Raw genomic sequence first — 22,532 nt, 5'->3', positions numbered from 1 at the left:
AACTACGAAGTCCACACTTGATCAGCAATCTCAATCACATGACGCAGCTTTTCCCATTGCTGTTCTTCTGTTAACAGGTTGCCTTCCTCTGTTGAGGCGAAACCGCATTGTGGACTCAAACAAATTTGGTTAATGTCCACATATTGAGCCGCTTCCTCAATGCGTTTTTTAATCTGTTCAACTGGCTCAAGCTCACCGTATTTTGAAGTGACAAGGCCTAGTACGATTTGAAGGTTTGGGTTCTTCACATATCGAAGAGGCTCAAATCCGCCAGAACGATCGTCGTCGAATTCTAAAAAGAGACCATCAAGATCTAAGCCGGCGAAAATTGTTTCTGCCGCTGCTTCGTAACCACCTTCAGCTGCCCAAGTTGATTTAAAGTTACCGCGGCAAATGTGCATAGTAATCACCAAATCCTCTGGGCGATCAGCAACAGCTTCATTGATTGTCTTCGCAAACGACTCACGAAGTTCATCCTCTTCACGGCCAAAGGCTTTGATTTGTTCGTGACCTTTTTCAGAAAAGAACACGGCCCATGCCGTATCATCCAGCTGCAAGTAGCGGCAGCCTGCATCATAAAAAGCACGGATGGCTTTCTTATACGCCTGTGCCACATCATGGTGGAATTCCTCTAAGCTGTCATACACTCCTTCTTCAAGCTTTCCACGGAAAAAGAGCATATTCGGACTTGGAATCGTCATTTTAGCTGTATGATCACCAGCGATGCTGTGAAGGAAACGATAATCCTCCAACATTGGATGATCTGTAAAATCGATCTTGCCTGTTACCTTGATCCCTCTTGCTTTTGTCGTCGTGTTATGGAATTGAATGCCCTGATCTGCTTCAAATCCTTCAACCCCATCGAGTCCTTCCAGAAAGTCAAAATGCCACCATGCACGTCTGAACTCACCATCTGTGACAACCTCTAACCCAATTTCTTTTTGCTTCTCTACAATACGTGTGATTTCTTCGTTTTCAATTTGTCGGAGTTGTTCTGCTGTCAGCGTACCGTCTGCTTTTAGCTTGCGTGCTTCCTTGATGCGTTCTGAACGTAGTAAGCTTCCTACTTGATCTGCGCGGTATGGCGGTTTCGTTGTTTTCTTTCCAATGGTTTGTACTTGTGTCATGCTGAATCCCTTCTTTCTTCAGGTTAAAAAATCAAATAAAAAAGCTCTTCCTTGGATAAGGAAGAGCATCATATACTGTGAGAACTCTGCCTTATCTTCAAACAAGCATCTGCTTGCTTAAGGAATTAGCACCATTCTGTTCCTAGGAACAGCGGTTGCCGGGTTTCACAGGGCCAGTCCCTCCACCACTCTTAATAAGGTTACCTTTTGATTCAATTTTCTTAATAAACACAATTATTCAACCTTTTCAGGGAAAAGTCAATGGTTTTTACAATTTAATTTCCTACATGAACAAATCAGCAACAAGAACACCAGCAAGTCCGACAAGTGAAAGCACGGTGACCATCAATGTCCACGTTTTAAAGGTTTGAGCCATTGATAGGTTAAAGTATTCTTTATAAATCCAGAAACCCGCATCATTCACATGAGAGAACGTGATACTGCCGGCACCTGTTGCGATCACCATTAATTCAGGGCTGACACCCGTCAGGCCAATCAGTGGTGCAGAAATGCCAGCCGCCGTGAGACCGGCGACAGTCGCTGATCCTAAAGAGACACGAAGGACAGCAGCAATGAGCCAAGTCAGAAGCAGGGGAGAAAGTGTGCTTCCTTGCATAATCCCTGCAATATATTGATCGACGCCGCTATCAATGAGCACCTGTTTAAAGGCGCCTCCGCCCGCAATAATTAATAAAATCATGGCAATGGAGCCGATAGAATCCGTGATGGACTTCATCACGTCCTGCATGCTCTTTCCTCTTCCAAGCCCAAACGTGTAGATGGCAAGCAGCACTGAGATTAATAGTGCAATTGCCGGTTCGCCTAAAAACTCAGCGGTAGGCAGCAATGGGGAGGAAGGGAAGAAAATTTCTAGAAATGCTCTGAAAGTCATAAGCAATACAGGCAAAACAGCGGTGAAAATGCTAATGCCGAAGCTAGGCATTTCTTCTTCTGTGAATTCCTTTGGATTAAATAAGTTCTTTGGGATATGTGCGTGCAACTGGTCTTTTTTAAATAGTTTTGTAAACAGAAGTCCACCTACTAAAACAGCAGGAATCGCTAAAATAATCCCAACCAATAAGGTTTGTCCCATGTTTGCTTGAAAGACATTCGCAATGGCAGTCGGCCCTGGGTGAGGAGGGAGGAAGCCATGTGTGGTGATGAGAGCAGCGACAAGCGGCATGCCCACATACAGCACAGGAAGTCTTGCAGCCTGAGCGATCGTAAAGACTAATGGAATTAAAATAATGAATCCGGTTTCATAAAATAGAGCAATTCCAATCACAAATCCAGTCAGCATCGTCGCCCATTGGATTTTTCCGATGCCAAATCGGTCAATGAGTGTCATCGCGATACGCTGAGCACCGCCAGAATCAGCCATCAATTTCCCAAGCATCGCTCCAAAACCGAGAACGAGTGCCAGGTGTCCGAGCGTACTGCCAAGTCCTTTTTCGACGGAAGCAATCGCTTCTAGTGGTGTCATCCCTTCTAACACAGCAACAATTAAAGAGACAATAATCAAAGAAATGAAAGCGTTTAACTTAAAGACAACCATGAGTAAAAGCAATAACAAAACGCCAAGTCCAATAAACACTAACGACATGATCTTTCCTCCTTTGTGGTGCATAAGGGGGCGCAAACACCCCCTATGCCTTATCCTTCAAGTATGTCTACAGCTTCTTTTAACGTATCCTTTGACCCAACATTTCCCGGGAAAATCACATAAGACATGAAAGGGAATTTACTTTCTTCTCCTGTTTGCCAAACAGGGATCCCTGGTTTGATTTGACCTGCCACGGTCGCACGTCTCACGCTAAGACCTCTTGTCCCAATATCGCTGGAAGTAATTCCGCCTTTGGCAATGAGATACTTAGGACGAATGGTGAGGCGCTGGACAATACTTGTCACAGCATCACTAATCTGTACAGAGAGCTTTAATTCTTCCTCTTGGCGATCATCCCCAAGATCAAGCCGTTCTCTTCTTGTATAAACAGCCACAGATTGACCTGCTACCAACAGTGCTTCAGTTTGCTGAATGACACGGTCAATTTCTTTGCGAAAGGCATCAGGCTCTAACACGAGGTGGGTATTAAATTCAATAAAAGCCATCTCTTTATTTTGCTCAAGCGCTTTTAATTGTTCTGTTGTTTTTTTCACATGAGAACCGATCATAATGAGACCACCATGAGGGCTTTCTTCTTGTATCAAGTCACCTCTTGTTAATAAGGCCTGATCCCCTATACCGCCAAGTACTTTTGTGAGCGCGGCCGCACTTCTGAACATCAGCTGCTGTCCTGCTTGAATGGCTTCAATGAGAGCGGTGACAAAGACTTTGACATCGTCATAGTCCACTGCGTTTACAACCACCTTTTTGAAATCCTTCACACCCATGATCTGTTGTTTGATTTGATCGATGCGTAAAGCCCGCAGATCAGCTAACGAAATGTAGGTTGTGTTCTCTTTTGTGAACAATCCCTCTGACTTTTCTTCAATCCATTCTCCTAGATGAGAGGATTGAAAGCCGAATGTACGGTCTCTTGCAAATTCTGTATCACCAGCAGGAATTAATTCGTGTCCTTCCTGTACGTAATGAGTATTGTCGATCGTAAAGCGTCCGCCTTCTTGGAAAAAAGGAAGAAGGATTTCTCCATCGAACTGGCGGGAGCTTTGCTGTTCAATGGTCGTTTTGAGTACCTCAGTTTCAAGCGGAAAGTGTCCGCGAAGAGTAGAATCTCCTCGGCTGACAATGATGAATTCCTGATTAAGTCGTTCAGCCACCTTTACAATGGTTGCAGCAATGGTTTCGTGCGCAGCGGCAGTTTCTTTCTCTGTCATACTGCGAGAATTGGTCAGTATAAAGAACATGCGACTCTCTTCAAGAAAACCAGCCTCTATGCTTTCTTCTGACCAATCGGTGAAAACAGAGACGCCATGTACGGTTTGAATCCCTGTTGGATCATCGTCTAATACAATGACTTTATGTTGAAAGCTGCTGATTGCTTGTTCGTATGCTGATTGAATGGCCTTTGAATCTGCTTTCGGAATGGCATTCAATATGTCAGTACTTTGCTTCATGACCATCTCATCCTTTCTTTACTTCGACATGAGCCATTTTTTCGTAATATTGAACGATGCCGCCATGATCAAGCCCAGATTTTCCGTCCGCTTTGAGGGCGTGGAAGATTTCAAGCAGCTGGCTAGAAAGGGGAAGAGGAACACCGATATCATGAGCAGTTTCCATGACATTGGTTAAATCCTTCAAGTTGATGTCGATGCGTCCGCCAGGTTCAAAATTTCGTTCTAAGATGAGAGGAACTTTTGCATCGAGAACGGCACTTCCTGCCAGTCCGCCGCGGATGGCTTCATACATCTTATCAATGGCAATGCCTGATTTAGCGGCTAGAACGAGCGCCTCGGACATGGCCGCAATATTTAAATTGACGATGATTTGATTGGCTAGCTTCGCTGTTGTGCCGCTGCCATTTGCCCCAACTAATACGACCTCAGTGCCCATTGCAAGCAGGACATCCTTCACTTGCTCAAAGATGGATTCCTCGCCGCCAGCCATGATGGCAAGTGTTCCGTCTATTGCCTTCGGTTCTCCGCCGCTGACAGGTGCATCGATAAATTCCACCTGATGCTGTTTGGCAAGAGCAGCTAAAGCCCTAGAGGTTACAGGAGAAATTGAGCTCATATCTACGATGACAGTGCCAGGTGCGGCTGTCGTTAAAATGCCTTGATCACCTGAAACGACTGCCTCTACATGCTCCCCTTTAGGAAGCATCGTGATAATGATATCGCTTTCAGAAGCTGCCTCAGCTGCTGAAACAGCACCCTTTGCTCCGGCTTTCTGTAACGATCGAATCGCTTCCTCATTTAGGTCAAAAACCGTTAAAGTATGACCGGCTTTTAATAGATTGAGTGCCATCGGTTTTCCCATAATACCTAGTCCAATAAATCCAATCTTCTTTGTCACGTTGTCCGCCTCCTATATAGAAAACCCTTACAAAAAGCGCTTTCTTTTCTTTTTGTTAGTATATATACTATCTTTTAAATTTAATAGTAGGAAATAAACTATTGTTCATTTAATGTACATGACGTGATAGGAACGTGTCAACGGAAAATATGAAAAAAGTCACAAAAAAAGACCGGAATCAGCTCCGGTCTTTTGTGTTCATGTTTTATTTTTAGCTACGGCTAATCGAGATCGTTTCACGTTTTCAATGGCATTTGATCCTAGCTCTAAAACAGCGGCGACGTATAGTACATCAATGATCACAAGCTGGTTGATACGGGAGATCATGGAGTCCGATCGATAGGTTGTCTCTCTGGAAGAGCTAAGCAGATGAAAATCAGATCGCTTTGCGAGCTCGGATTTCGGATAGCTGGTAATAGAGGCAATTTTTGCCCCTTTTTCTTTTGCAAACTGTACGGCGTCAAGAATTTCTCTGCTTTCTCCTGAATGGGAGATTGCGACGATAAAATCGTGTTCCGTGGCGTGTGTTGCAATCATATTCATCATATGCGGATCACTGCAGAGGCTCACTTCAAAACCAAGCTGCAGGAACTTATGATAAGCATCACCAGCAATAAAGCTGGACGCACCTGCTCCAAAAAAGACGGTTTTATGTGCCTGTTTCATGTGTTCAATGAATTGTGTGACGGCATGATCCTCTAAAATATGTTTCATATCTTGGATAGAGTTTGTTGTTAACTCTATGACCTTATGCTTAATGTCAGCTACACTATCGGATGCCTCGATCTCGCCGTATATGGATTGAGGCGTATTGGTCGCGATATCCTGTGCGACATGGACACGAAACACTTGATACGATTCATAGCCAATTTTTCTTAGAAAACGAAAGATCGTCGTTTCACTTGTGCTGCATTCAGCAGCGAGTGCACTGATAGAATGAAGCACAACTTTCTGAGGGTTTTGTAAGATGTAATTGGCAATCTTTTTCTGGGTTGGGGACAAACTATGAAACGTCGTCCGAATGTGACTAAAAATATTCTCTTCTATGATAAACACCACACTTCATCTAGCATTCTTCATTAAGCATACAGGAACTTATGAAAACGGTAAACAAACCAGATGTGGAAAAATGAAGAATAATATGGAAAAAATACTTCTTTTGGTTCTTTTGTCATGGTATACTCATCTGGTAATAGACAAAAATGGGGGTTTTTACTATGACAATGAAAAAAGGCCTAACGATCAGCCTGCTTATTTTCTCACTGATTGTTTCCTTGTTTGCGCCAGTTGGATCTGCGGATGCCAAACAAGCAAAAAAAGCAAAAGTAAGCACACATTATTATAAAAAGAAAAAAACGTTCAAATATGCACAGGTGAAAAACCTAAGCAAGGCGCATATGAAAACCATCAATCGTGATTTAAAAGAAGATATTGCTTTCTCTTATTCTACTTACTTGTTCTTAAAGGATGAAGCGAAAAAGGAAGGCTTTGGGAAGATCACGTACGAGAGATCGTTTAAAACGAAATTTAACAATGGGAAGAAACTAAGTATCTTAAACTATGACTACATGAATGATGGCAGCATGCACGGGGACACAATGGTTTCCAGCATGAACTATGTGTTAACAAAGAAAAAAACAAAGCAGCTGTTCTTGACTGACGTTGTGAAAACAAAGAAAAAGCGTACGAAAGTAAGAGATTATATTTATAACTACACAAAGAAACATAAAAGTAAATTCTATGCGAACCTGAAAAAAAGTGACATTGAAATCAACTACAACACACAGTATTACTTCACGAAAAAGGGAATTGCTGTTGTCTTCCAGCCATATGAAATTTCACCTTATTATGTTGGAATTCCTATGATTCAAGTTCCTGCGAAGGTATATAAATAAAAAGAAAAACGACCACTGAATCTGGTCGTTTTTTGCTGTTTATGCAAACAAAAAAGAGCCCCTCATGAGGCTCTTTTATTTGGATTTATACTTGTTTAGGTGCTTCGTTTAGTGGGTGACGGCGTTTTCCGTTGTAGTGGCGGCGCATACGAAAGATTTCAAACTCCGAAAGCTCTGCGCTTTTTCTTTTTTGGGTGCGGTTATCTTTTTTGAAAGAGAATAGTAAGTAGCAGCAAAGTGAAGCGATAATCAATAAAATCATCATATGACATTCCTCCAATTCATCCTATTCTTTAAGTGTAGACAGGGTGAGTGATGTTTATAACTGAAAATAAGCAGCAGAATCGGTTTAGTTCTTAAGGTTCATTTGATCTGCTATTTTAGGTCTAAAATACTGGTTGTTTTTAACTATTATATTTCCAGTTATTTCACTCGTCAAGAAGAATTTTTTCTGGGGTTGTCTCTATTAGTACGAATAAGTGTCATAAAAGTTTCAGAAAATTGTAAACTTTTATTAAAAAACCGTTCCCGAACAGGAACGGTTGTAAACATGTCTATGCTTTTTCTTCAAATAAACGGGCAATTTCAACGATAACTTCGGTTGCTTTCACCATGTTTTCAACGGAAATAAATTCATATTTACCGTGGAAGTTTTCTCCGCCAGTAAAGATGTTTGGCGTTGGTAGACCTTTATATGAAAGCTGGGAGCCATCTGTGCCGCCGCGGATTGGTTCAATGACCGGTGTGACTGAGCGATTTTCCATGGCTTCATGAGCTATGTCCACAATATGTTTCACCGGCTCAATTTTTTCTCTCATATTATAATATTGATCCTGAATGCTGAGGGTGATGCTGTTTTCTCCGTAAGTGGCTTTTAAGTCATTTGCTATTTTTTCAAACAATGCCTTGCGATTGTTGAATTTCTCTTTATCAAAATCACGGATAATATATTGCAGCTCCGCCTCTTCTACTTCTCCTACAAATTTCGTCAGGTGGAAAAAGCCTTCGTAGCCTTCTGTATACTCCGGAGATTCGTCAGAAGGAAGTTTGTTGTGAAAGAGCATCCCGATTTTCGCAGCGCTGACCATTTTGTCCTTAGCTGTTCCTGGGTGGACGTTGTTTCCTTTAATGGATACTTTCGCACCTGCTGCGTTGAAGCTTTCATATTGCAGCTCGCCAAGCGGTCCGCCGTCAATTGTGTAAGCATAGGAAGCGCCAAAGGCATCAACATCAAACTTGTGCGGCCCTCTGCCAATCTCTTCATCTGGCGTAAAAGCAACGCGGATTTTTCCATGCTTAATGTCTGGGTGTTCGATTAGGTAATGCATAGCTGTCATAATTTCAGCGATACCAGCTTTGTTATCTGCACCAAGCAGGGTAGTGCCATCTGTTGTGATCAGCGTATGTCCTTGGTACTTTTGTAAATTTGGAAACTGTTGTGGAGATAAAACGATATGTAGATCTTCATTTAAGGTAATGTCGCCGCCTTGATAGTTCTCATGAAGCTGCGGTTTTACATTTTTGCCGGTGAAGTCAGTGGCTGTGTCGATATGAGCCAAAAAGCCAATGGTCGGCACGTCTTTGTCTGTGTTAGATGGGATCGTTCCCATGACATAGCCGTTTTCATCCATTGTCACTTCTTGAATCCCAATGGACTTCATTTCTTCAACAAGCTGTCTCGCCAGATTCAATTGTCCTTCAGTAGATGGGCAGCTTTCCTTTTCTGCATCTGACTGCGTATCTACCTTCACATAACTTGTGAAACGCTGAATCATTTCCTCTTTCATCTATACGTCACTCCTTTTGTAGAATACGTCCATTTTATCACGTCTTGAATGCGCTTCATAACAAGAAAGGCTTTCTCTGGCAATTAGAGAGGAAAAAGGCCTACTTTCATTAGGTGATGTGCTGAATGGTTCTTTAGGGTGATTTTTTTGGGTGTCTTTTTATTTATAATGAGGACATATAAAATCATCCATTTGTACGTTAAATTGGGAGAAAGGGGTGCGAAAGTTGGATTCTAGTCAAACGCTGGCACTCGCTCGAAAGTTTCAGGAAGCGGCTGATGAGATTCGGCAGTCAAAGCAGCTGCTGGAAAATCGGCTGAAGGCAGTAGGATCAGGCTGGCAGGGAGAAGCAAGAGATAAATTTGATCAAAGCTTTGAAGAAACAACGGCACGCTATGATCAATTTGAAAAGGATTTGCTTGAAACAAGTCAGGAACTGCGTGATGCAGCGGTCAAAATTGAGGAGCGTAAAGCTGAAATTGCCAGAATGGAAGAGCTTGAGCGAAAGAGACGAGAAGAACGGAGAGAAAGAAACAGAGAAGGGAGATGATGTGATGGCACGTGACATTGTGGTTGATCCAGATCAGCTGACAGGGCTGGCGAATGATTTTGTAGGAGAGCTGTCAGCCATTGAAACGAAGCACCGCGATTTACATAGTGAACTGGACGGGCTGATTTTAGGCTGCGACCCTCGGTATAGAAGCTGTTTTTCTGGTGTCGGGGATGCATGGGGAGCAGGACAAGCGTTAATCAGCAAATTGAGCAGCGATGATATTGCCATTCGTCATGCAACAGATAAAATGGTCGAAGCAGATGATATATTGCGGAAATTGTACAGCATCTATGATCAATATGGTACACTCACGAGCTTAGCAGGTATCGTGATGATGCAGGCGAAATATTACGGGCTTGGAATGACGACCTTCATTAAAGAAAATGGCCGATATGCAGCGCAGCATTCGAAGCTGCTGCTTGATCTGACCAGCCGGGTAGAAGGAACGAGATTTGACCGGTTAGCAAGGATTTGGCTGAGTAAAAAAGAATTATTAAAACGATCGAACTGGCCTATGGCTGACTTGGTCCATAAGAAATTCACAAAATTTTATCCTGACGATACAGTTGCGTTCACGAACAGTGTCCGTGATTTTACAAAAGGAAGTATTAATTGGAAGGACACAGCTGCGATCAAGTCTGTTCTGAAAAATGGTGCAAGGTTTGCGAAAGGGAATGCCATCATTGCAACAGTTGTCACTGGTGCAACAGAAACAGTGGGCTGTGGATTGAAAATTGCCGAGAACTATGCAGAATTCGGTGATCAGCCAGAAGTTCTTAAGCGTGAAAATGCAAAGGCTGTTGGAAATGCAGTGAACAATACGGTCTTTATCGCTGGCGGTTCTGTCGCAGGTGCCGTTGTCGGCGGCGCTCTAGGAAGCTTTGCAGGTCCGATTGGAACCGTTGTTGGCGGAGCCATTGGTTCAGCAGTAGGTGGATTTATTGGAGAAAAAGTCGCCAAGCTGACATCCGGTTTTGCTGAACAGATGGCAGTGAAATTAAAGGACCCGATTCATGCGGTCGTGGATAAAGGGAAAAAAGCATTCGAACTGGCGGGTCAAGGTGTGAAAGCTGTCAATGATACCATTGATCAGGCAAATCAGGTGATACATAAAGGGATAGAGAAAACAAAAGAAACCGCAGATTCGCTCATAAAGGGTGCAGGCGATTTCTTTAAGGGTGCATTTTCTTTTGGATAAGGAGAGATCAAGTTGGATCAGCTAAGTATAAGTATTGAGGAACTCATCTTTAGTTTTTACAGTGAAGGCTATTTTGAACAAGGCATGTCCTTAAAGGAAGCGTATTATCCTGATGTTGAGGATGAGCGCCTTGGGTTTTTATTTGAAATTGCGTGCCGTTCTTTGCTCGCAAAAGGTGTACTGGAATTTCGAAACAGACAATACCGTTATAAAGCGGAATACCGTCATTTCATCCAGGCGATGAATGATGCCTCTTACACCGTCAAGGCGTCTAGATTTGGAGATTTCAATGAAGAAGTCAGCACCTCCTTTCACAAAACTCAGGCGGGTGTATATGCGCATCATACGCTTTATGATCAACAAGTGCATCAGATTCGTAAACTGAGCGGTGATCAGCAGGCAGAAGAGCAAGTGACAGCCTTTTTCAATCTACAGATGAATGAACACCCTGAACCTGTCATCAGCCTCCAGGCGGACGAATTTGAAATGCTGTTAGAGCAAGCAAGCGAAGCAAAAAATGAGTGGCCATCCTTTCTGAATCAAGCAGAGAATCAAGAGCTCGTGAAGGCATTTGTTTCAGATGTACAGACGAGAAAAGGAAAGATGGATTCCCTCATGAAGGTCGTCTATGACAAAAATAATACGCCTGATGTGGAGTCGATGATATTTGTCATTCCAGGTGAGAACCAATCGTGGCTTGTATCAGGAGTAAAAGAAAATCAATTTCGCATTGAGACGGCTCATCGAGACGGGTTCCGTTCTATATTCTAATGGAGAAAAGGAGAATGACGCTTGAATCCAAGTGAAGTAATAGAAGTAAGGAGCAGACCTTTTTTAAGAGTATGGGCATTCTTAGCAACGGGCGGCTTCGGTATCATCGGTATTTGGTTATTTTCAGAAGCTCTTACATTTGAATCGAACTATACATTGTTTTTATTTTTAGGCGGACTATTAGGTATTGTCTATGGCTGGATCTCCTTTTTGATGATTTTGCCTGCTTTTACGAAGAGGGGAAATGTGATTTTTCGGATTCAGCGCGGAGAGAATGGAGCTGTGCTGCATCGGGAGCGAACAATTCCTTTTCAAGATATTCAATCAATCGACATGCGCAGGCATCGTTACAGTATAAGAGGATTTCTTTTTATGGATGTGCTCATTCGGAAAGTAGATGGGAAATTGATCAGAATTCCGGCGTACAGCATTTTAGATGAAGAAGTATTTGAGCAGACCGTCAAACAGGAGATCTATCCATATTTACATCAGGCAGCCCAAGAAAATTGGAGACAGCAGCATGGCCAGGGAGAAGAGAAGACCGACTAAGCTGTTTTGTCAGAATTGTATAGGATGAGGCGCCACTTTTTCGAAAAAATCGTGTATGATGTCAGTAAAGACTGAACACTCGGAGAGGTGATGAGATATGGATAAAGAGATGGTAATCGACCTCGTCACAGAACAAATGGCACGGATTCGAAAAGAAAAGGATTATACGCAGGATCGCATGGCAGAGGTACTTGGTCTATCGAAACGGCATTTACAGCAGGTTGAAAAAAACAGGCTGCGTCTCAATTGGACGCAATCCGCGGCCGTATGTGCATTATTCAGAGATAGTGACATTCTGAAAGGGACACTAGGGGATGACCCGCTTGAGATTTTGGAAGTTGTGGCACATGATGAATTACATCTATCAGTTGAGCGTACGATTGGCGGAAAGGTTTGGTGGAGGACGGCTGTCAAAAAAGGCACGTTTCGCCTTCAGCAAAATGTACTTAGTCAGCACTACCGCATCTTAGATGAGGAGAATTATCGCTATTATAGTTCTTTTAATAAAGAAGAAGCGAAGCGGCGGCTAGAGGAATTAAGCCAGCTGTCTTCTCCATATTGAGATTGGAAAAGGAAAGAGAGGCACCTGTTTGATAGGTGCCTCTCTTTTCTGTGTTTATACTTTTAGAGTGTTTTTCGCCCGAATAAAGGCAACAAGCTGTTTGATTTCTTCATCATTTAGGGGAACGCCGTCTACATGAATGGTTCCTTCTTTTGCTTCCGTCAGTTCAATTTTGATATCAGAGATTTTGCGTTGTATCTCTGGCTCGTCCGTTCTACCAAGTAAAAAATCAATGGACGTATCATACAAATCAGCCAGCAGCTTCACTGCTTCAAGCGAAGGTCGTCGGTACCCAGATTCGTAACCGGCATAGGTGCTTTTGGCGATACCTAGGCGATCTGCCGTATGCTGGAGAGACCATTTTTTCTTTTTTCTAAGAGTGGTTAAACGATCGAGTATCATACATGAACGCTCCTTTATTTACAACAACAGTATATCATATTTTGGCATAGAATGTACGCGTTATGCGTAACAATTTCTTGATTAATTCGCGTTATGTGACTATAATGGCAATGAAGGTACGCGTAAAGCGTATATTATAGAATAGCACAAGCTAGCTTATAATATGTGTGACAAACGAAGTAATTTTACGAAAGAGGTGGACCTGTTGAAGAAATTATTGCTTTTAACGACTGGTGGGACGATAGCATCTGTAGAGAGTGAAAATGGATTAGCTCCAGGTGTTAAAGCTGAGGATCTTTTGAGCTATTTAAACGAAATTAATGCAGAATATACAATGGACACAAAGTCCCTAATGAGTATAGATAGTACAAATATGCAGCCTGAATACTGGGTTGATATCGCAACAGCCATTTATGAGAATTATGATCAGTATGACGGGTTTGTTGTAACTCACGGAACCGATACAATGGCCTATACATCAGCAGCGCTGTCTTATATGCTGCAAAATCCTGATAAGCCGATCGTGATTACAGGTTCACAAATTCCGATTACTTTTAAGAAAACAGATGCGAAGAAAAACATCACAGATGCGATTCGTTTTGCATGTGACGGTGTTGGCGGCGTATATGTCGTGTTTGATGGCAGAGTCATCCAAGGAACACGTGCAATCAAACTAAGAACGAAAAGCTATGATGCATTTGAAAGCATTAACTACCCATATATTGCATCAATTGAAAACCATCAAATTGAATACAATAGCAAAGTAAAAAGAACACCAATGAAACCGCTTAAATTAGATGCATCCTTGAACACAGATGTGTGTCTGTTAAAATTGCACCCAGGCCTGAAGCCTGAGTTTTTAGATGCAGTCAAAAGCATGTACAAAGGCGTTGTCATTGAAAGCTACGGCAGCGGCGGAATTCCTTTCGAAGGAAGAAACCTTTTAGAAAAGATCAACGAATTGCTGGAAGAAGGCATTTCTGTTGTCATCACCACTCAGTGTCTTGAAGAAGGCGAAGACATGAGTGTGTATGAGGTAGGACGCAAGATCAATCAAGAATTGGTGGCACGTTCAAGAAATATGAATACAGAAGCTATCGTGCCGAAACTGATGTGGGCACTAGGCAAAACAACAGATCCAAGAGAAGTCAAAAAGATTATGGAAACGCCAATCGCAGAAGATTTAGTGATTTAACTATTCTATAGAAAGCAGGTCATAAGAGATGGTTCAAGCAACTTATCGCTATGAGAAGGATTTTCTTGGTGAAAAAGAAATTCCAGCAGACGTGTATTATGGGGTTCAAACCCTTCGTGCGAAAGAGAATTTCCCGATTACAGGATATCGAATGCACGAAGAACTAATCAGAGCCTTTGCCATCGTGAAAAAAGCAGCAGCTCAAGCCAATATGGAAGTCGGACGTTTATATGAAGGAATTGGAAATGCCATCGTTCAAGCGTCTGACGAAGTCATTGAAGGCAAGCTTCACGAGTACTTTATTGTCGATCCAATTCAAGGCGGCGCAGGAACGTCCATGAATATGAATGCCAATGAAGTGATTGGAAACAGAGCGCTAGAAATCATGGGACATCAAAAGGGTGAATACATCCATTTAAGCCCAAACACACATGTGAATATGTCGCAATCAACGAATGACTCATTCCCAACGGCGATTCATATTGCTGTGCTCAAGCAGTTAGACATTCTGCTTGAAACGATGCAAGCCATGCAGGACGTCTTCAAAAAGAAAGCAAAAGAATTCGATCATGTGATCAAAATGGGTCGTACGCACTTGCAGGATGCTGTTCCAATCCGTTTGGGACAGGAGTTTGAAGCTTACAGCCGTGTGCTGAGCCGTGATATTAAGCGGATCAACCAATCGAAGCAGCATTTATATGAAGTCAATATGGGTGCGACAGCTGTTGGGACGGGCTTAAACGCAGATCCTCGTTATATTGAGATCGTGGTGAAAAAGCTCGCTGATATTTCTGGTCTTCCTCTTGTAGGGGCAGAGCATCTCGTGGATGCAACGCAAAATACAGATGCTTACACAGAAGTATCCGCCGCTTTAAAAGTATGTATGATGAACATGTCTAAGATTGCCAATGACCTTCGCTTAATGGCATCTGGTCCGCGTGCAGGTCTTGCTGAAATTGCATTGCCAGCTCGTCAGCCTGGATCATCCATTATGCCTGGGAAAGTCAATCCAGTCATGGCAGAGCTCATTAACCAAATCGCATTCCAGGTCATTGGGAATGACCACACGATCTGTCTTGCTTCTGAAGCAGGCCAGCTTGAGTTAAATGTGATGGAGCCTGTTCTGGTCTTTAACTTGCTTCAGTCTATTAGTATAATGAATAACGGATTCCGCTCATTCACAGATCATTGCTTAGTGGACATTGAAGCAAATGAAATACGTTTGAAAGAATATGTAGAAAAAAGTGCAGGCGTAATCACTGCCGTGAACCCTCACTTAGGCTATGAAGCAGCTGCTAGAATTGCAAGAGAAGCCATTTTAACAGGTCAATCGATCAGAGATCTTTGCTTGCAGAACGATGTTTTAACGGAAGAAGAACTTGATATTATCTTAAATCCATTTGAGATGACAAAGCCTGGCATTGCGGGTGCAGAGCTCCTAGAGCGATAATATTATCAAAAATTTTATTTTATTAATATGTGGAATTGCCTGTGAAAAAGAGAAAAAACAGGCAATTCACTTTCTTTCGAATTGACACACTTTTTTCACAATATTTTGAAAACGCTTAACGCACGCACAAAGGGAGGAAACACAATGAAAACACCACGTCTACCATCTATTTTAGAAGTCGTAGCTGTACTTGGCTTGTTTTTAGCAATTGTTTTATCATTTACTCTTTACTTCAAATTAGATATTCAACTCGCATTGTTTATCTCATGGTTTATGGTTATTGCGTTGGGTATTCGATTGGGGCATTCTTATAAGGATCTTCAAAACGCCATTACAAAAGGGATATCGAATGGTTTAGAAGCTGTTTTAATTTTAATTGCAGTAGGTGCACTTGTAGGAACATGGATTGCTGGTGGAGTTGTACCAACGTTAATTTACTATGGACTGGAATTTATTCATCCTAATATATTCTTACTAGCTACACTGATTATCTGTTCCATTATGTCTGTTGCTACAGGAACATCATGGGGTACAGTTGGAACCGCAGGTATTGCCATGATTGCGATTGGTGAAGGTTTGGGAATTCCATTACCTATCGTGGCTGGTGCTGTTTTATCTGGAGCCTATTTTGGTGATAAATTATCTCCATTATCTGATAGTACTGTCCTTGCTTCCTCACTTTCAAAAGTGGACGTGCTCGCACATGTTCGAGCGATGATGGTCTTATCCATACCTGCCTTTGTCATAACTGCCATTATGTTTACCATTACCGGGTTTATGTATGGCGGAAAAAATATTGATCAAGGAAAAGTAGAGTTTTTGAAACAAGCACTGCAAGATACATTCACGATTAATATTTGGATGATCATTCCGGCGCTTATTGTTGTGCTATTACTTGTCTTGAAAAAACCTTCAATGCCTGTTATTGCGATTGGTGCGCTTCTTGGCGCAGTTTGGGCAATGGCATTCCAAGGGATGAATCCAGCCGATGCACTTGGTACAGCTTATAATGGTTTCTCTATTAATTCAGATGTAGAATTCTTAAATACGCTGTTAAACCGTGGCGGTATTGTGAATATGCTTGGATCTTTAGTGGTCATTATTCTCGGACTTGGTTTCGGTGGAGTATTAGAATATTTAGGCGTATTAAAAGTCATCGTTGCGACATTTGAGAAAAAATTACATAATGCAGGGAATGTAACGCTGTCTACACTCGTTGTTGCGTTCTTCGCCAATATCTTTGGCTGTGCGATGTATGTATCGTTAATCCTTACACCAAAAATTATGGAAAAGAGCTACGATAAATTAAAGTTAGACAGACGAGTTTTATCCAGAAACTCTGAGGTCGGTGGTACGCTTACTTCTGGTATGGTTCCATGGTCAGATAACGGTATTTACATGGCAGGAATTCTTGGCGTATCGACATTCTCTTATTTACCATTTATGTGGTTGAGCTTTGTCGCCATTGGTCTTGCGATCATTTACGGATATACGGGCAAATTCATTTGGTACGTGAAAGATCAACAAGAAAGAGAAGAATCGGCCTCATAAGCCTTTGCAAAAGCCGCTCCTGCACGGGGCGGCTTTGTTTGTCCTAGGACCGAGAGACTATATGTGACATATAGCAAACGAACAGGAATTTAGACCTCCTATAAAAGAGGTCAAAAGAGGGAGTGAGAAGCAGAGTGAAAGCATATTTATCCCATAAAAAGGGCACAAATCCCTATTCAAACATGAGTCTTTGAACCTTATAATAACAATATTGGAAAAAGTGCTATTCACCTTACGCTCGTTTAGAGGGACTCTAAGCAGCGTTTTTATTTTTTGACAGGAGGAGGAACCCATATGAGCTTATCGGATATGCTGTCTGCCCTTAACGGTGGCATTTCAAATAAAAAAGCAGAAATTGAAGAGAAAATCGCTCGGCTCAAAAAGGCGAAAAGCAAAGTTGAACGTGAACAAGATGCGGCAGAAACAGATTTAAAGCAAATCAAGCAGCCAAAGCTTGGGACCTCTTGGAAAGGTGAGCGAAGCCAGGATTTCAAAACAGACCGAAATGAAGCACATGATGCGCTGCAAACGATCGTGAACGATAAATACCCACGCTATGTGAGCCGTATCGAATTCAAAATCAGTACATTAGAAGCAGAACAAGCTGCGTTATCCTTTGCCAGTTCCTTAGCTGGAGACGCCGCACGCCTTGCTGAAAAAGGAGAAGACGCAGTAGAGGACGCAAAACGCTTGATCTCAAAAGCATGGAGCAGCTTGTAAGCAAGCTTCATGCTGAACAAATCTGGAGGATATCACAATGGGACAAATTAAGTTAAACTACCAAACAGTCATGGATAAACTAGATGAAGTCTCCCAAGCAGTCGAAGCTTTAGCGATGAAAAAAGCAGCAGATAAAGCGGGTGAAAACAGTCTTGAATTTGTAAGCAAGTGGACGGCACGTGAAGCAGAGGTGAGCGAAATGGTTTCAAGCTTTAAAGAAGCTCTAATCAAAAACGTTCAGGATACACGTTCTAACGTGAAAACATTAAAAGAACAAGACGAAGCGATTGCTGCAAAATAATCAGCACAATCGCTTTTATTTATGGATATCATTTACATGAAGTAATTATAGTTACAAAGACTCATATAAAATCCAGGGTTTAAGACCTTGTATTATTCCGTTTTTCTTCCAAACGCGTCGCTAAAAGGACACCTTTTCCCTATTTAAGCCTGAGGCTTTTCACCTTATACTATACTTAATGAAAGCAGAACGATAGAAATGTCAGGATTGGAAAAATCAAGTGAGTCGACGGTTTCCAAAGGTGCTCACGCCGTGCTTTCGTATGAGGTCAGATAGAGGTGGATGACATGAGTTTATCCGAGATGCTGCACCATCTGCATATGGGAATTGAGAACAAACGTGCAGAATTTGACGAAATGATCTCTCGGTTAAAGACAGCCAAAAGCAATATTCGAACAGAACAAGATCTTGCCCAGTCAGATATCAAAGAAATCAAGAAGCCTGCTCTAGATTCGTCATGGAAAGGCGAGAGAGGAACCGACTTTCATCGCCACCGGAAAGACGCTTACAGCGTGATGCACGACATCGTCAACGATGAATATGAAAAATATATAACAGAGATTGACCAAAAAATCTTACACTTTGAATTGAAAAAAATGGAGCTGGCCGTTGCCAGTAATTTTGCAGGAAGAGCTCAGGACGTGATGGAAAAGGGCGAGGATTTTGCAAAGGACGTTAAACATTTGATTGAACGGGGCTGGAAAGCTCTTTAAAACCATAAACGAAACAGCCGTCTCATAAAAGGGCGGCTGTTTTTTTGTTTAGTCACATCCACCACCGCCGCTATCACCTGAATCACTCCCGCAGGAGGCATCAGAAGCGTGATGGGTATACGAATCAGTATATGTACTTGTCGTTGAATTATGATGTGCAGAACGCTTAGCAGATGCACGTTTATCCTTTGGTGTGAACAAGCTGGCAACGATGGCTCCTAAAGAAGCTAATACGATAATGACAAAAAACATAAAAGTACCCATAATGCATCCCTCCTCTAGTTTCATATTCATACGAATGAGCCATATCCAGGTTCCCGATTTGAAAGAAAAACTGGGCAAAGAGTTCTATTTTCGTTTATGATGATAGGCAAAAGTAAATGCCAAGGGAGGAGAGCCCATGCTATCTCTACGTCAGGAGGAGCTTCTGAAACGATTGATGCAAGCGGAGCAGGAACTGACAAGTGAAGAAATTGCCCGTGTGATCGGAGTCACATCACGAACCATCCGCACAGATATGAAAGCGCTTAAAAAAATCTTAGAAGAACATGGTGCCGCACTACATATTAAACGCGGGGCAGGCTATACATTGAGCGTTGAAGATTATGGGGCATTTCGTACATTTTTGAAAAAATCACTGAGAGAAAGAAATGAGAAAAAGGAACAGTCCATTCCCAATCAGCCTGAGGACCGCGTGGCTTATCTATTGAAAAGGCTGCTTCTGTCAGAAGACTATATCAAATTAGAGGGATTGGCAGAGGAATTATTTGTGAGTGAATCCACAGTGAAAAATGATTTAAAAGCTGTCAGGCATTTGTTTTCATTGCATGGACTTTCTATATCGCATCGCCCTAAATATGGACTGCGTCTGACAGGCAATGAAATGAAATTAAGATATTGTATGGCAGAGCATGTATTTCAGCAGGGTCAAGCGCACTCTGCACTGTTACCTGAAGAAACGTATCAACTGATTCAGGACATCGTGCGTTCACGTACAAAAGCCACCGGGCTTCATTTATCGGAAATCGGTTTAAGTAATTTAGGGACCCATATTGCCATCGCATGCAAACGAATAGAAGAAAAAAAGCTGGTTAAGATGCCAGAAGCGGAATTGAAAGAAATTCAAGTGCAGCCAGTTTTCCAGATAGCTCAACAAATGGCAGAAGATATTCGCCGCATATTAGCGATTGATTTTCCGTTATCTGAAATGGCGTACATCGCAATTCATTTAATGGGGGCAAAGATGATGGCATATGGAGAGGCTGGCCATACGCTATTTCATCTGCTGGACGAAGATCATTTTTGTTTCACTCACCAATTGCTTGCTTATGTGGAGGAGCATATGTCACTTGATATTCAGTTTGATAAGGAGCTGATCGTTGGTTTAAGTCTTCATTTGCGTTCCGCCATTCATCGTTTTAGATACGATATGAATATTCGAAATCCCTATTTACCAGACATTAAAAGGCACTATCCCATTGCGTTTGAGGCGGGTGTTTATATGGGCAGGTGGCTGAAGGAAAAAGAGGGTGTTGAGATTCCTGAGGATGAAATCGGATATTTGGCACTTCATATTGGAGCTGCAATCGAGCGGACAAAAACACAGCATGTGAGAAAGACATGTCTTATTGTGTGTGCGACGGGTGTGGCCAGCAGTCAGCTTCTTCTTCATAAGCTCACGGCGGCATTTAGCGGAAGACTGGAGATCGCTGGAACTGCAAGTGTCGGGGAACTTCCTTCATATGATTTGAGAAGCATTGATTTTATTATTAGTACCATTCCGCTACAGAATACATTGCCGGTACCAGTAATTGATGTACATACGATTCTAAGTGACGATGATATTGTCCGGCTGAAACGATTTGTGCAAAATTCACAGGATACAGGGGTTTTACGGTATGTGAGTCCGGCGCTGACATTTTTTCAGCAAGACCTTCAATCAAGGGAAGAGGTTCTTCAATTTTTCGTGAACGTGTTAAAGGAGCAGCATCGAATCCCAGACGAGTTTGAACAATTATTGTTAGAAAGAGAGCAAGTGTCACCCACCTCTTTCGGTCATTTGGTTGCGATTCCTCATCCAATTAAGCCGGCAACAGACGATACGTTTTGTGCAATCTGTACGTTAAAAAAGCCGGTGTTGTGGGGAGAAGATCGAGTACAAGTCGTTTGCTTATTAAGCATCCAGAAGACGTATCAAAAAGAATTACAGTCGCTTTATCAATTTCTTGTGCGGCTGACAGAACGGAAGGAAGTGGTGGAACAGCTCATCAAAGCCTCTTCATTTGAAGAACTGACAGCAGCACTTCAAGTATTGGAGCAGCCAAATGAAAAAACGCGACACCCATTTCCGCATCTGTGAGGAAAAAGAATAGATGTTAATGAAAGCGCTTTTAAAATAACATCAAAAAGGAGGATGATCACGAGTTTGTGCAAAGGGGGAGACGGATCATGAGCTTCAAGGAGAAAGCGGCAGATGTCATGGGGCATGTGGCTTATCGCATCACCAATCAGAAATATATTATGGCGATTAAACAGGCATTTGTCACACTGATGCCGATCATCATTACAGGAGCTTTTGCTGTACTGGTGGCAAATATGATCATGAGCCCGGAAACAGGGCTTGCTCATTTTGAGATATTCAGGTTTTTAGCAGAGCTTCAGCCTATTATGAAGGCAATCAATTATGCCACTCTGAACTTTTTAACCATTGGGGCTGTGTTCCTCATTGGGATTGAGCTTGGGAAAATCAACGGGCACAAGTCGCTGTTCCCAGGATTGATGGCGTTGATTTCATTTATATCCGTTATTCCAACGACACTTCTTCTTGAAGTTGATGGATCGATGCGTGAGGTTGTAGACGTGTTGGCAAGACAATTTTCCGATCCAAAAAGCTTATTTTTAGGGATGATCATTGCGATCGTATCTGTGGAAATCTTTTGTAAGCTGACTGAGGTGAAATGGCTGCAAATCAAGATGCCAGATTCGGTTCCGTCGAATGTGGCAACGTCTTTTTCATCACTTTTTCCTTCTATCATTACAATTACGATCATTAGTTCATTCGGGTTTGCATTTCATCGTGTGACAGGCATTTATTTGCATGAAGCAGTGTATAACGTTGTGCAGCGTCCGCTAGAAAGTGTTGTGCAGGGGCTGCCAGGGATTTTAACGTTGATGTTTGTGGCACAATTTTTCTGGGTGATCGGCATCCATGGCAACCAGATGATTAAGCCGATCCGGGAGCCGCTCTTATTAGGATCAATTGCAGTGAATATGACTGCATTTCAAGAGGGAAAAGAGATCCCGAATATTATCACGATGCCGTTTTGGGATGTGTATATGAGCATCGGTGGTTCAGGTGTGACCATTGGTCTTTTGATTGCGATTTTTATTGCTGGGAGAAGGGAAGAGATGCGAAGCATTGCCAAGCTCTCATCAGGACCCGGACTATTCAACATCAATGAACCCGTTATTTTTGGATTACCCGTCATGCTAAACCCTGTGATGGCGATCCCATTTATCGTCACACCGCTTGTGACAGGTACGATTGGTTATATTGCGACGGCTACAGGATTCGCTGGAAAAGCGGTCGTGATGGTGCCGTGGACGACACCGCCGCTTGTGAATGCATGGCTGTCCACCGCTGGCAGCATGGGAGCCGTCATCACACAGCTTATCTGTATTGTGGTTGCTGTTTTCATCTATTTACCGTTTGTTCTCTTGTCTAATCGCAAGCCAGAAGCAGCACCAGATTCAGAATAAACATTCAGAAGAAGAAAAGGGAG

General features: G+C 42.4%; 23 protein-coding genes and 1 riboswitch. Of the genes, 14 read left to right on the top strand and 9 right to left on the bottom strand.

Features of this window, described 5'->3' with window-relative positions; genetic code table 11:
- Positions 1–2 precede the first annotated feature (2 nt).
- From NST59_RS18205 to NST59_RS18185, 5 genes are all read right to left on the bottom strand, one after another.
- Complete coding sequence (locus tag NST59_RS18205) at positions 3–1,127, bottom strand: 5-methyltetrahydropteroyltriglutamate--homocysteine S-methyltransferase (protein WP_106025437.1); 1,125 nt, start codon at positions 1,125–1,127, stop codon at positions 3–5.
- 88 nt (positions 1,128–1,215) lie between these two features.
- A riboswitch (SAM riboswitch) is annotated at positions 1,216–1,328 on the bottom strand.
- A gap of 82 nt (positions 1,329–1,410) precedes the next feature.
- Complete coding sequence (locus NST59_RS18200) at positions 1,411–2,730, bottom strand: gluconate:H+ symporter (protein ID WP_024423918.1); 1,320 nt, start codon at positions 2,728–2,730, stop codon at positions 1,411–1,413.
- Between the two features lie 50 nt (positions 2,731–2,780).
- Positions 2,781–4,202: a four-carbon acid sugar kinase family protein gene (locus NST59_RS18195; protein WP_144489808.1), complete on the bottom strand. Its 1,422-nt coding sequence runs from the start codon at positions 4,200–4,202 to the stop codon at positions 2,781–2,783.
- Between the two features lie 7 nt (positions 4,203–4,209).
- Positions 4,210–5,103 (bottom strand): 2-hydroxy-3-oxopropionate reductase, encoded by an 894-nt coding sequence (gene garR / locus NST59_RS18190; protein WP_044334415.1) that lies wholly within the window; start codon positions 5,101–5,103, stop codon positions 4,210–4,212.
- Between the two features lie 198 nt (positions 5,104–5,301).
- Positions 5,302–6,159 (bottom strand): MurR/RpiR family transcriptional regulator, encoded by an 858-nt coding sequence (locus NST59_RS18185; RefSeq protein WP_181286087.1) that lies wholly within the window; start codon positions 6,157–6,159, stop codon positions 5,302–5,304.
- A gap of 161 nt (positions 6,160–6,320) precedes the next feature.
- Here NST59_RS18185 and NST59_RS18180 point away from each other — a divergent pair, with 161 nt between their 5' ends.
- On the top strand, positions 6,321–6,998 hold the full coding sequence (locus tag NST59_RS18180; RefSeq protein WP_039182576.1) for a DUF3298 and DUF4163 domain-containing protein: 678 nt from the start codon (positions 6,321–6,323) through the stop codon (positions 6,996–6,998).
- Between the two features lie 85 nt (positions 6,999–7,083).
- Here NST59_RS18180 and NST59_RS18175 read toward each other — a convergent pair whose 3' ends face one another.
- Both NST59_RS18175 and pepT read right to left on the bottom strand, forming a co-directional pair.
- Positions 7,084–7,263 (bottom strand): hypothetical protein, encoded by a 180-nt coding sequence (locus NST59_RS18175; RefSeq protein WP_039182574.1) that lies wholly within the window; start codon positions 7,261–7,263, stop codon positions 7,084–7,086.
- Between the two features lie 289 nt (positions 7,264–7,552).
- Positions 7,553–8,785, bottom strand: coding sequence for a peptidase T (gene pepT / locus NST59_RS18170; protein ID WP_047202931.1), 1,233 nt, complete (start codon positions 8,783–8,785; stop codon positions 7,553–7,555).
- A gap of 226 nt (positions 8,786–9,011) precedes the next feature.
- Here pepT and NST59_RS18165 point away from each other — a divergent pair, with 226 nt between their 5' ends.
- The 5 genes from NST59_RS18165 to NST59_RS18145 all read left to right on the top strand — a co-directional run bounded on the left by NST59_RS18165 (position 9,012) and on the right by NST59_RS18145 (position 12,418).
- A complete protein-coding gene (locus tag NST59_RS18165) occupies positions 9,012–9,335 on the top strand; it encodes a WXG100 family type VII secretion target (protein WP_144489810.1) in 324 nt (107 codons plus the stop codon).
- A gap of 4 nt (positions 9,336–9,339) precedes the next feature.
- Positions 9,340–10,536 (top strand): DUF6861 domain-containing protein, encoded by a 1,197-nt coding sequence (locus tag NST59_RS18160; protein WP_024427531.1) that lies wholly within the window; start codon positions 9,340–9,342, stop codon positions 10,534–10,536.
- A gap of 12 nt (positions 10,537–10,548) precedes the next feature.
- Positions 10,549–11,307 (top strand): hypothetical protein, encoded by a 759-nt coding sequence (locus NST59_RS18155; RefSeq protein WP_144489811.1) that lies wholly within the window; start codon positions 10,549–10,551, stop codon positions 11,305–11,307.
- A 21-nt stretch (positions 11,308–11,328) separates the two neighbouring features.
- Positions 11,329–11,856 carry a YfjD family protein gene (locus NST59_RS18150; RefSeq protein ID WP_058838437.1) on the top strand — a complete coding sequence of 176 codons (528 nt, stop codon included), beginning with the start codon at positions 11,329–11,331 and terminating at the stop codon, positions 11,854–11,856.
- Positions 11,857–11,953: 97 nt separating this feature from the next.
- Entirely contained in the window at positions 11,954–12,418 is a 465-nt protein-coding gene (locus NST59_RS18145; protein ID WP_039182560.1) for a helix-turn-helix domain-containing protein, read from the top strand.
- 54 nt (positions 12,419–12,472) lie between these two features.
- On the opposite strand, the gene NST59_RS18140 is transcribed toward NST59_RS18145, so the two are convergent.
- Positions 12,473–12,820: a helix-turn-helix domain-containing protein gene (locus NST59_RS18140; protein ID WP_039182556.1), complete on the bottom strand. Its 348-nt coding sequence runs from the start codon at positions 12,818–12,820 to the stop codon at positions 12,473–12,475.
- Positions 12,821–13,025: 205 nt separating this feature from the next.
- Here NST59_RS18140 and NST59_RS18135 point away from each other — a divergent pair, with 205 nt between their 5' ends.
- The 6 genes from NST59_RS18135 to NST59_RS18110 all read left to right on the top strand — a co-directional run bounded on the left by NST59_RS18135 (position 13,026) and on the right by NST59_RS18110 (position 18,750).
- A complete protein-coding gene (locus NST59_RS18135) occupies positions 13,026–14,015 on the top strand; it encodes an asparaginase (RefSeq protein WP_024427527.1) in 990 nt (329 codons plus the stop codon).
- A gap of 28 nt (positions 14,016–14,043) precedes the next feature.
- The gene (gene aspA, locus NST59_RS18130; protein ID WP_039182553.1) at positions 14,044–15,465 is read left to right on the top strand and encodes an aspartate ammonia-lyase; all 1,422 of its coding nucleotides are present in this window, start codon (positions 14,044–14,046) and stop codon (positions 15,463–15,465) included.
- Positions 15,466–15,609: 144 nt separating this feature from the next.
- Positions 15,610–17,016, top strand: coding sequence for a Na+/H+ antiporter NhaC (gene nhaC, locus NST59_RS18125; protein WP_058838438.1), 1,407 nt, complete (start codon positions 15,610–15,612; stop codon positions 17,014–17,016).
- Positions 17,017–17,310: 294 nt separating this feature from the next.
- Entirely contained in the window at positions 17,311–17,736 is a 426-nt protein-coding gene (locus NST59_RS18120; protein ID WP_041118256.1) for a YwqH-like family protein, read from the top strand.
- Between the two features lie 37 nt (positions 17,737–17,773).
- On the top strand, positions 17,774–18,037 hold the full coding sequence (locus NST59_RS18115) for a YwqI/YxiC family protein (protein WP_039182545.1): 264 nt from the start codon (positions 17,774–17,776) through the stop codon (positions 18,035–18,037).
- A 287-nt stretch (positions 18,038–18,324) separates the two neighbouring features.
- Positions 18,325–18,750, top strand: coding sequence for a YwqH-like family protein (locus NST59_RS18110; protein ID WP_039182541.1), 426 nt, complete (start codon positions 18,325–18,327; stop codon positions 18,748–18,750).
- A gap of 48 nt (positions 18,751–18,798) precedes the next feature.
- Here the strand turns inward: NST59_RS18110 and NST59_RS18105 are convergent, their stop codons facing one another.
- A complete protein-coding gene (locus tag NST59_RS18105; protein WP_239690749.1) occupies positions 18,799–19,014 on the bottom strand; it encodes a hypothetical protein in 216 nt (71 codons plus the stop codon).
- 136 nt (positions 19,015–19,150) lie between these two features.
- Between NST59_RS18105 and NST59_RS18100 the strand changes: the two genes are divergently transcribed.
- Together NST59_RS18100 and NST59_RS18095 are read left to right on the top strand one after the other, a co-directional pair.
- Positions 19,151–21,109: a PRD domain-containing protein gene (locus NST59_RS18100; RefSeq protein ID WP_064498841.1), complete on the top strand. Its 1,959-nt coding sequence runs from the start codon at positions 19,151–19,153 to the stop codon at positions 21,107–21,109.
- Positions 21,110–21,198: 89 nt separating this feature from the next.
- Entirely contained in the window at positions 21,199–22,509 is a 1,311-nt protein-coding gene (locus tag NST59_RS18095; protein WP_039182533.1) for a PTS sugar transporter subunit IIC, read from the top strand.
- Positions 22,510–22,532 lie beyond the last annotated feature (23 nt).

The sequence above is a fragment of the Bacillus sp. FSL R5-0439 genome (assembly GCF_038008805.1).
Lineage (GTDB): Bacteria > Bacillota > Bacilli > Bacillales > Bacillaceae > Bacillus > Bacillus safensis.
This window is presented reverse-complemented; position numbering and strand designations above follow the sequence as displayed.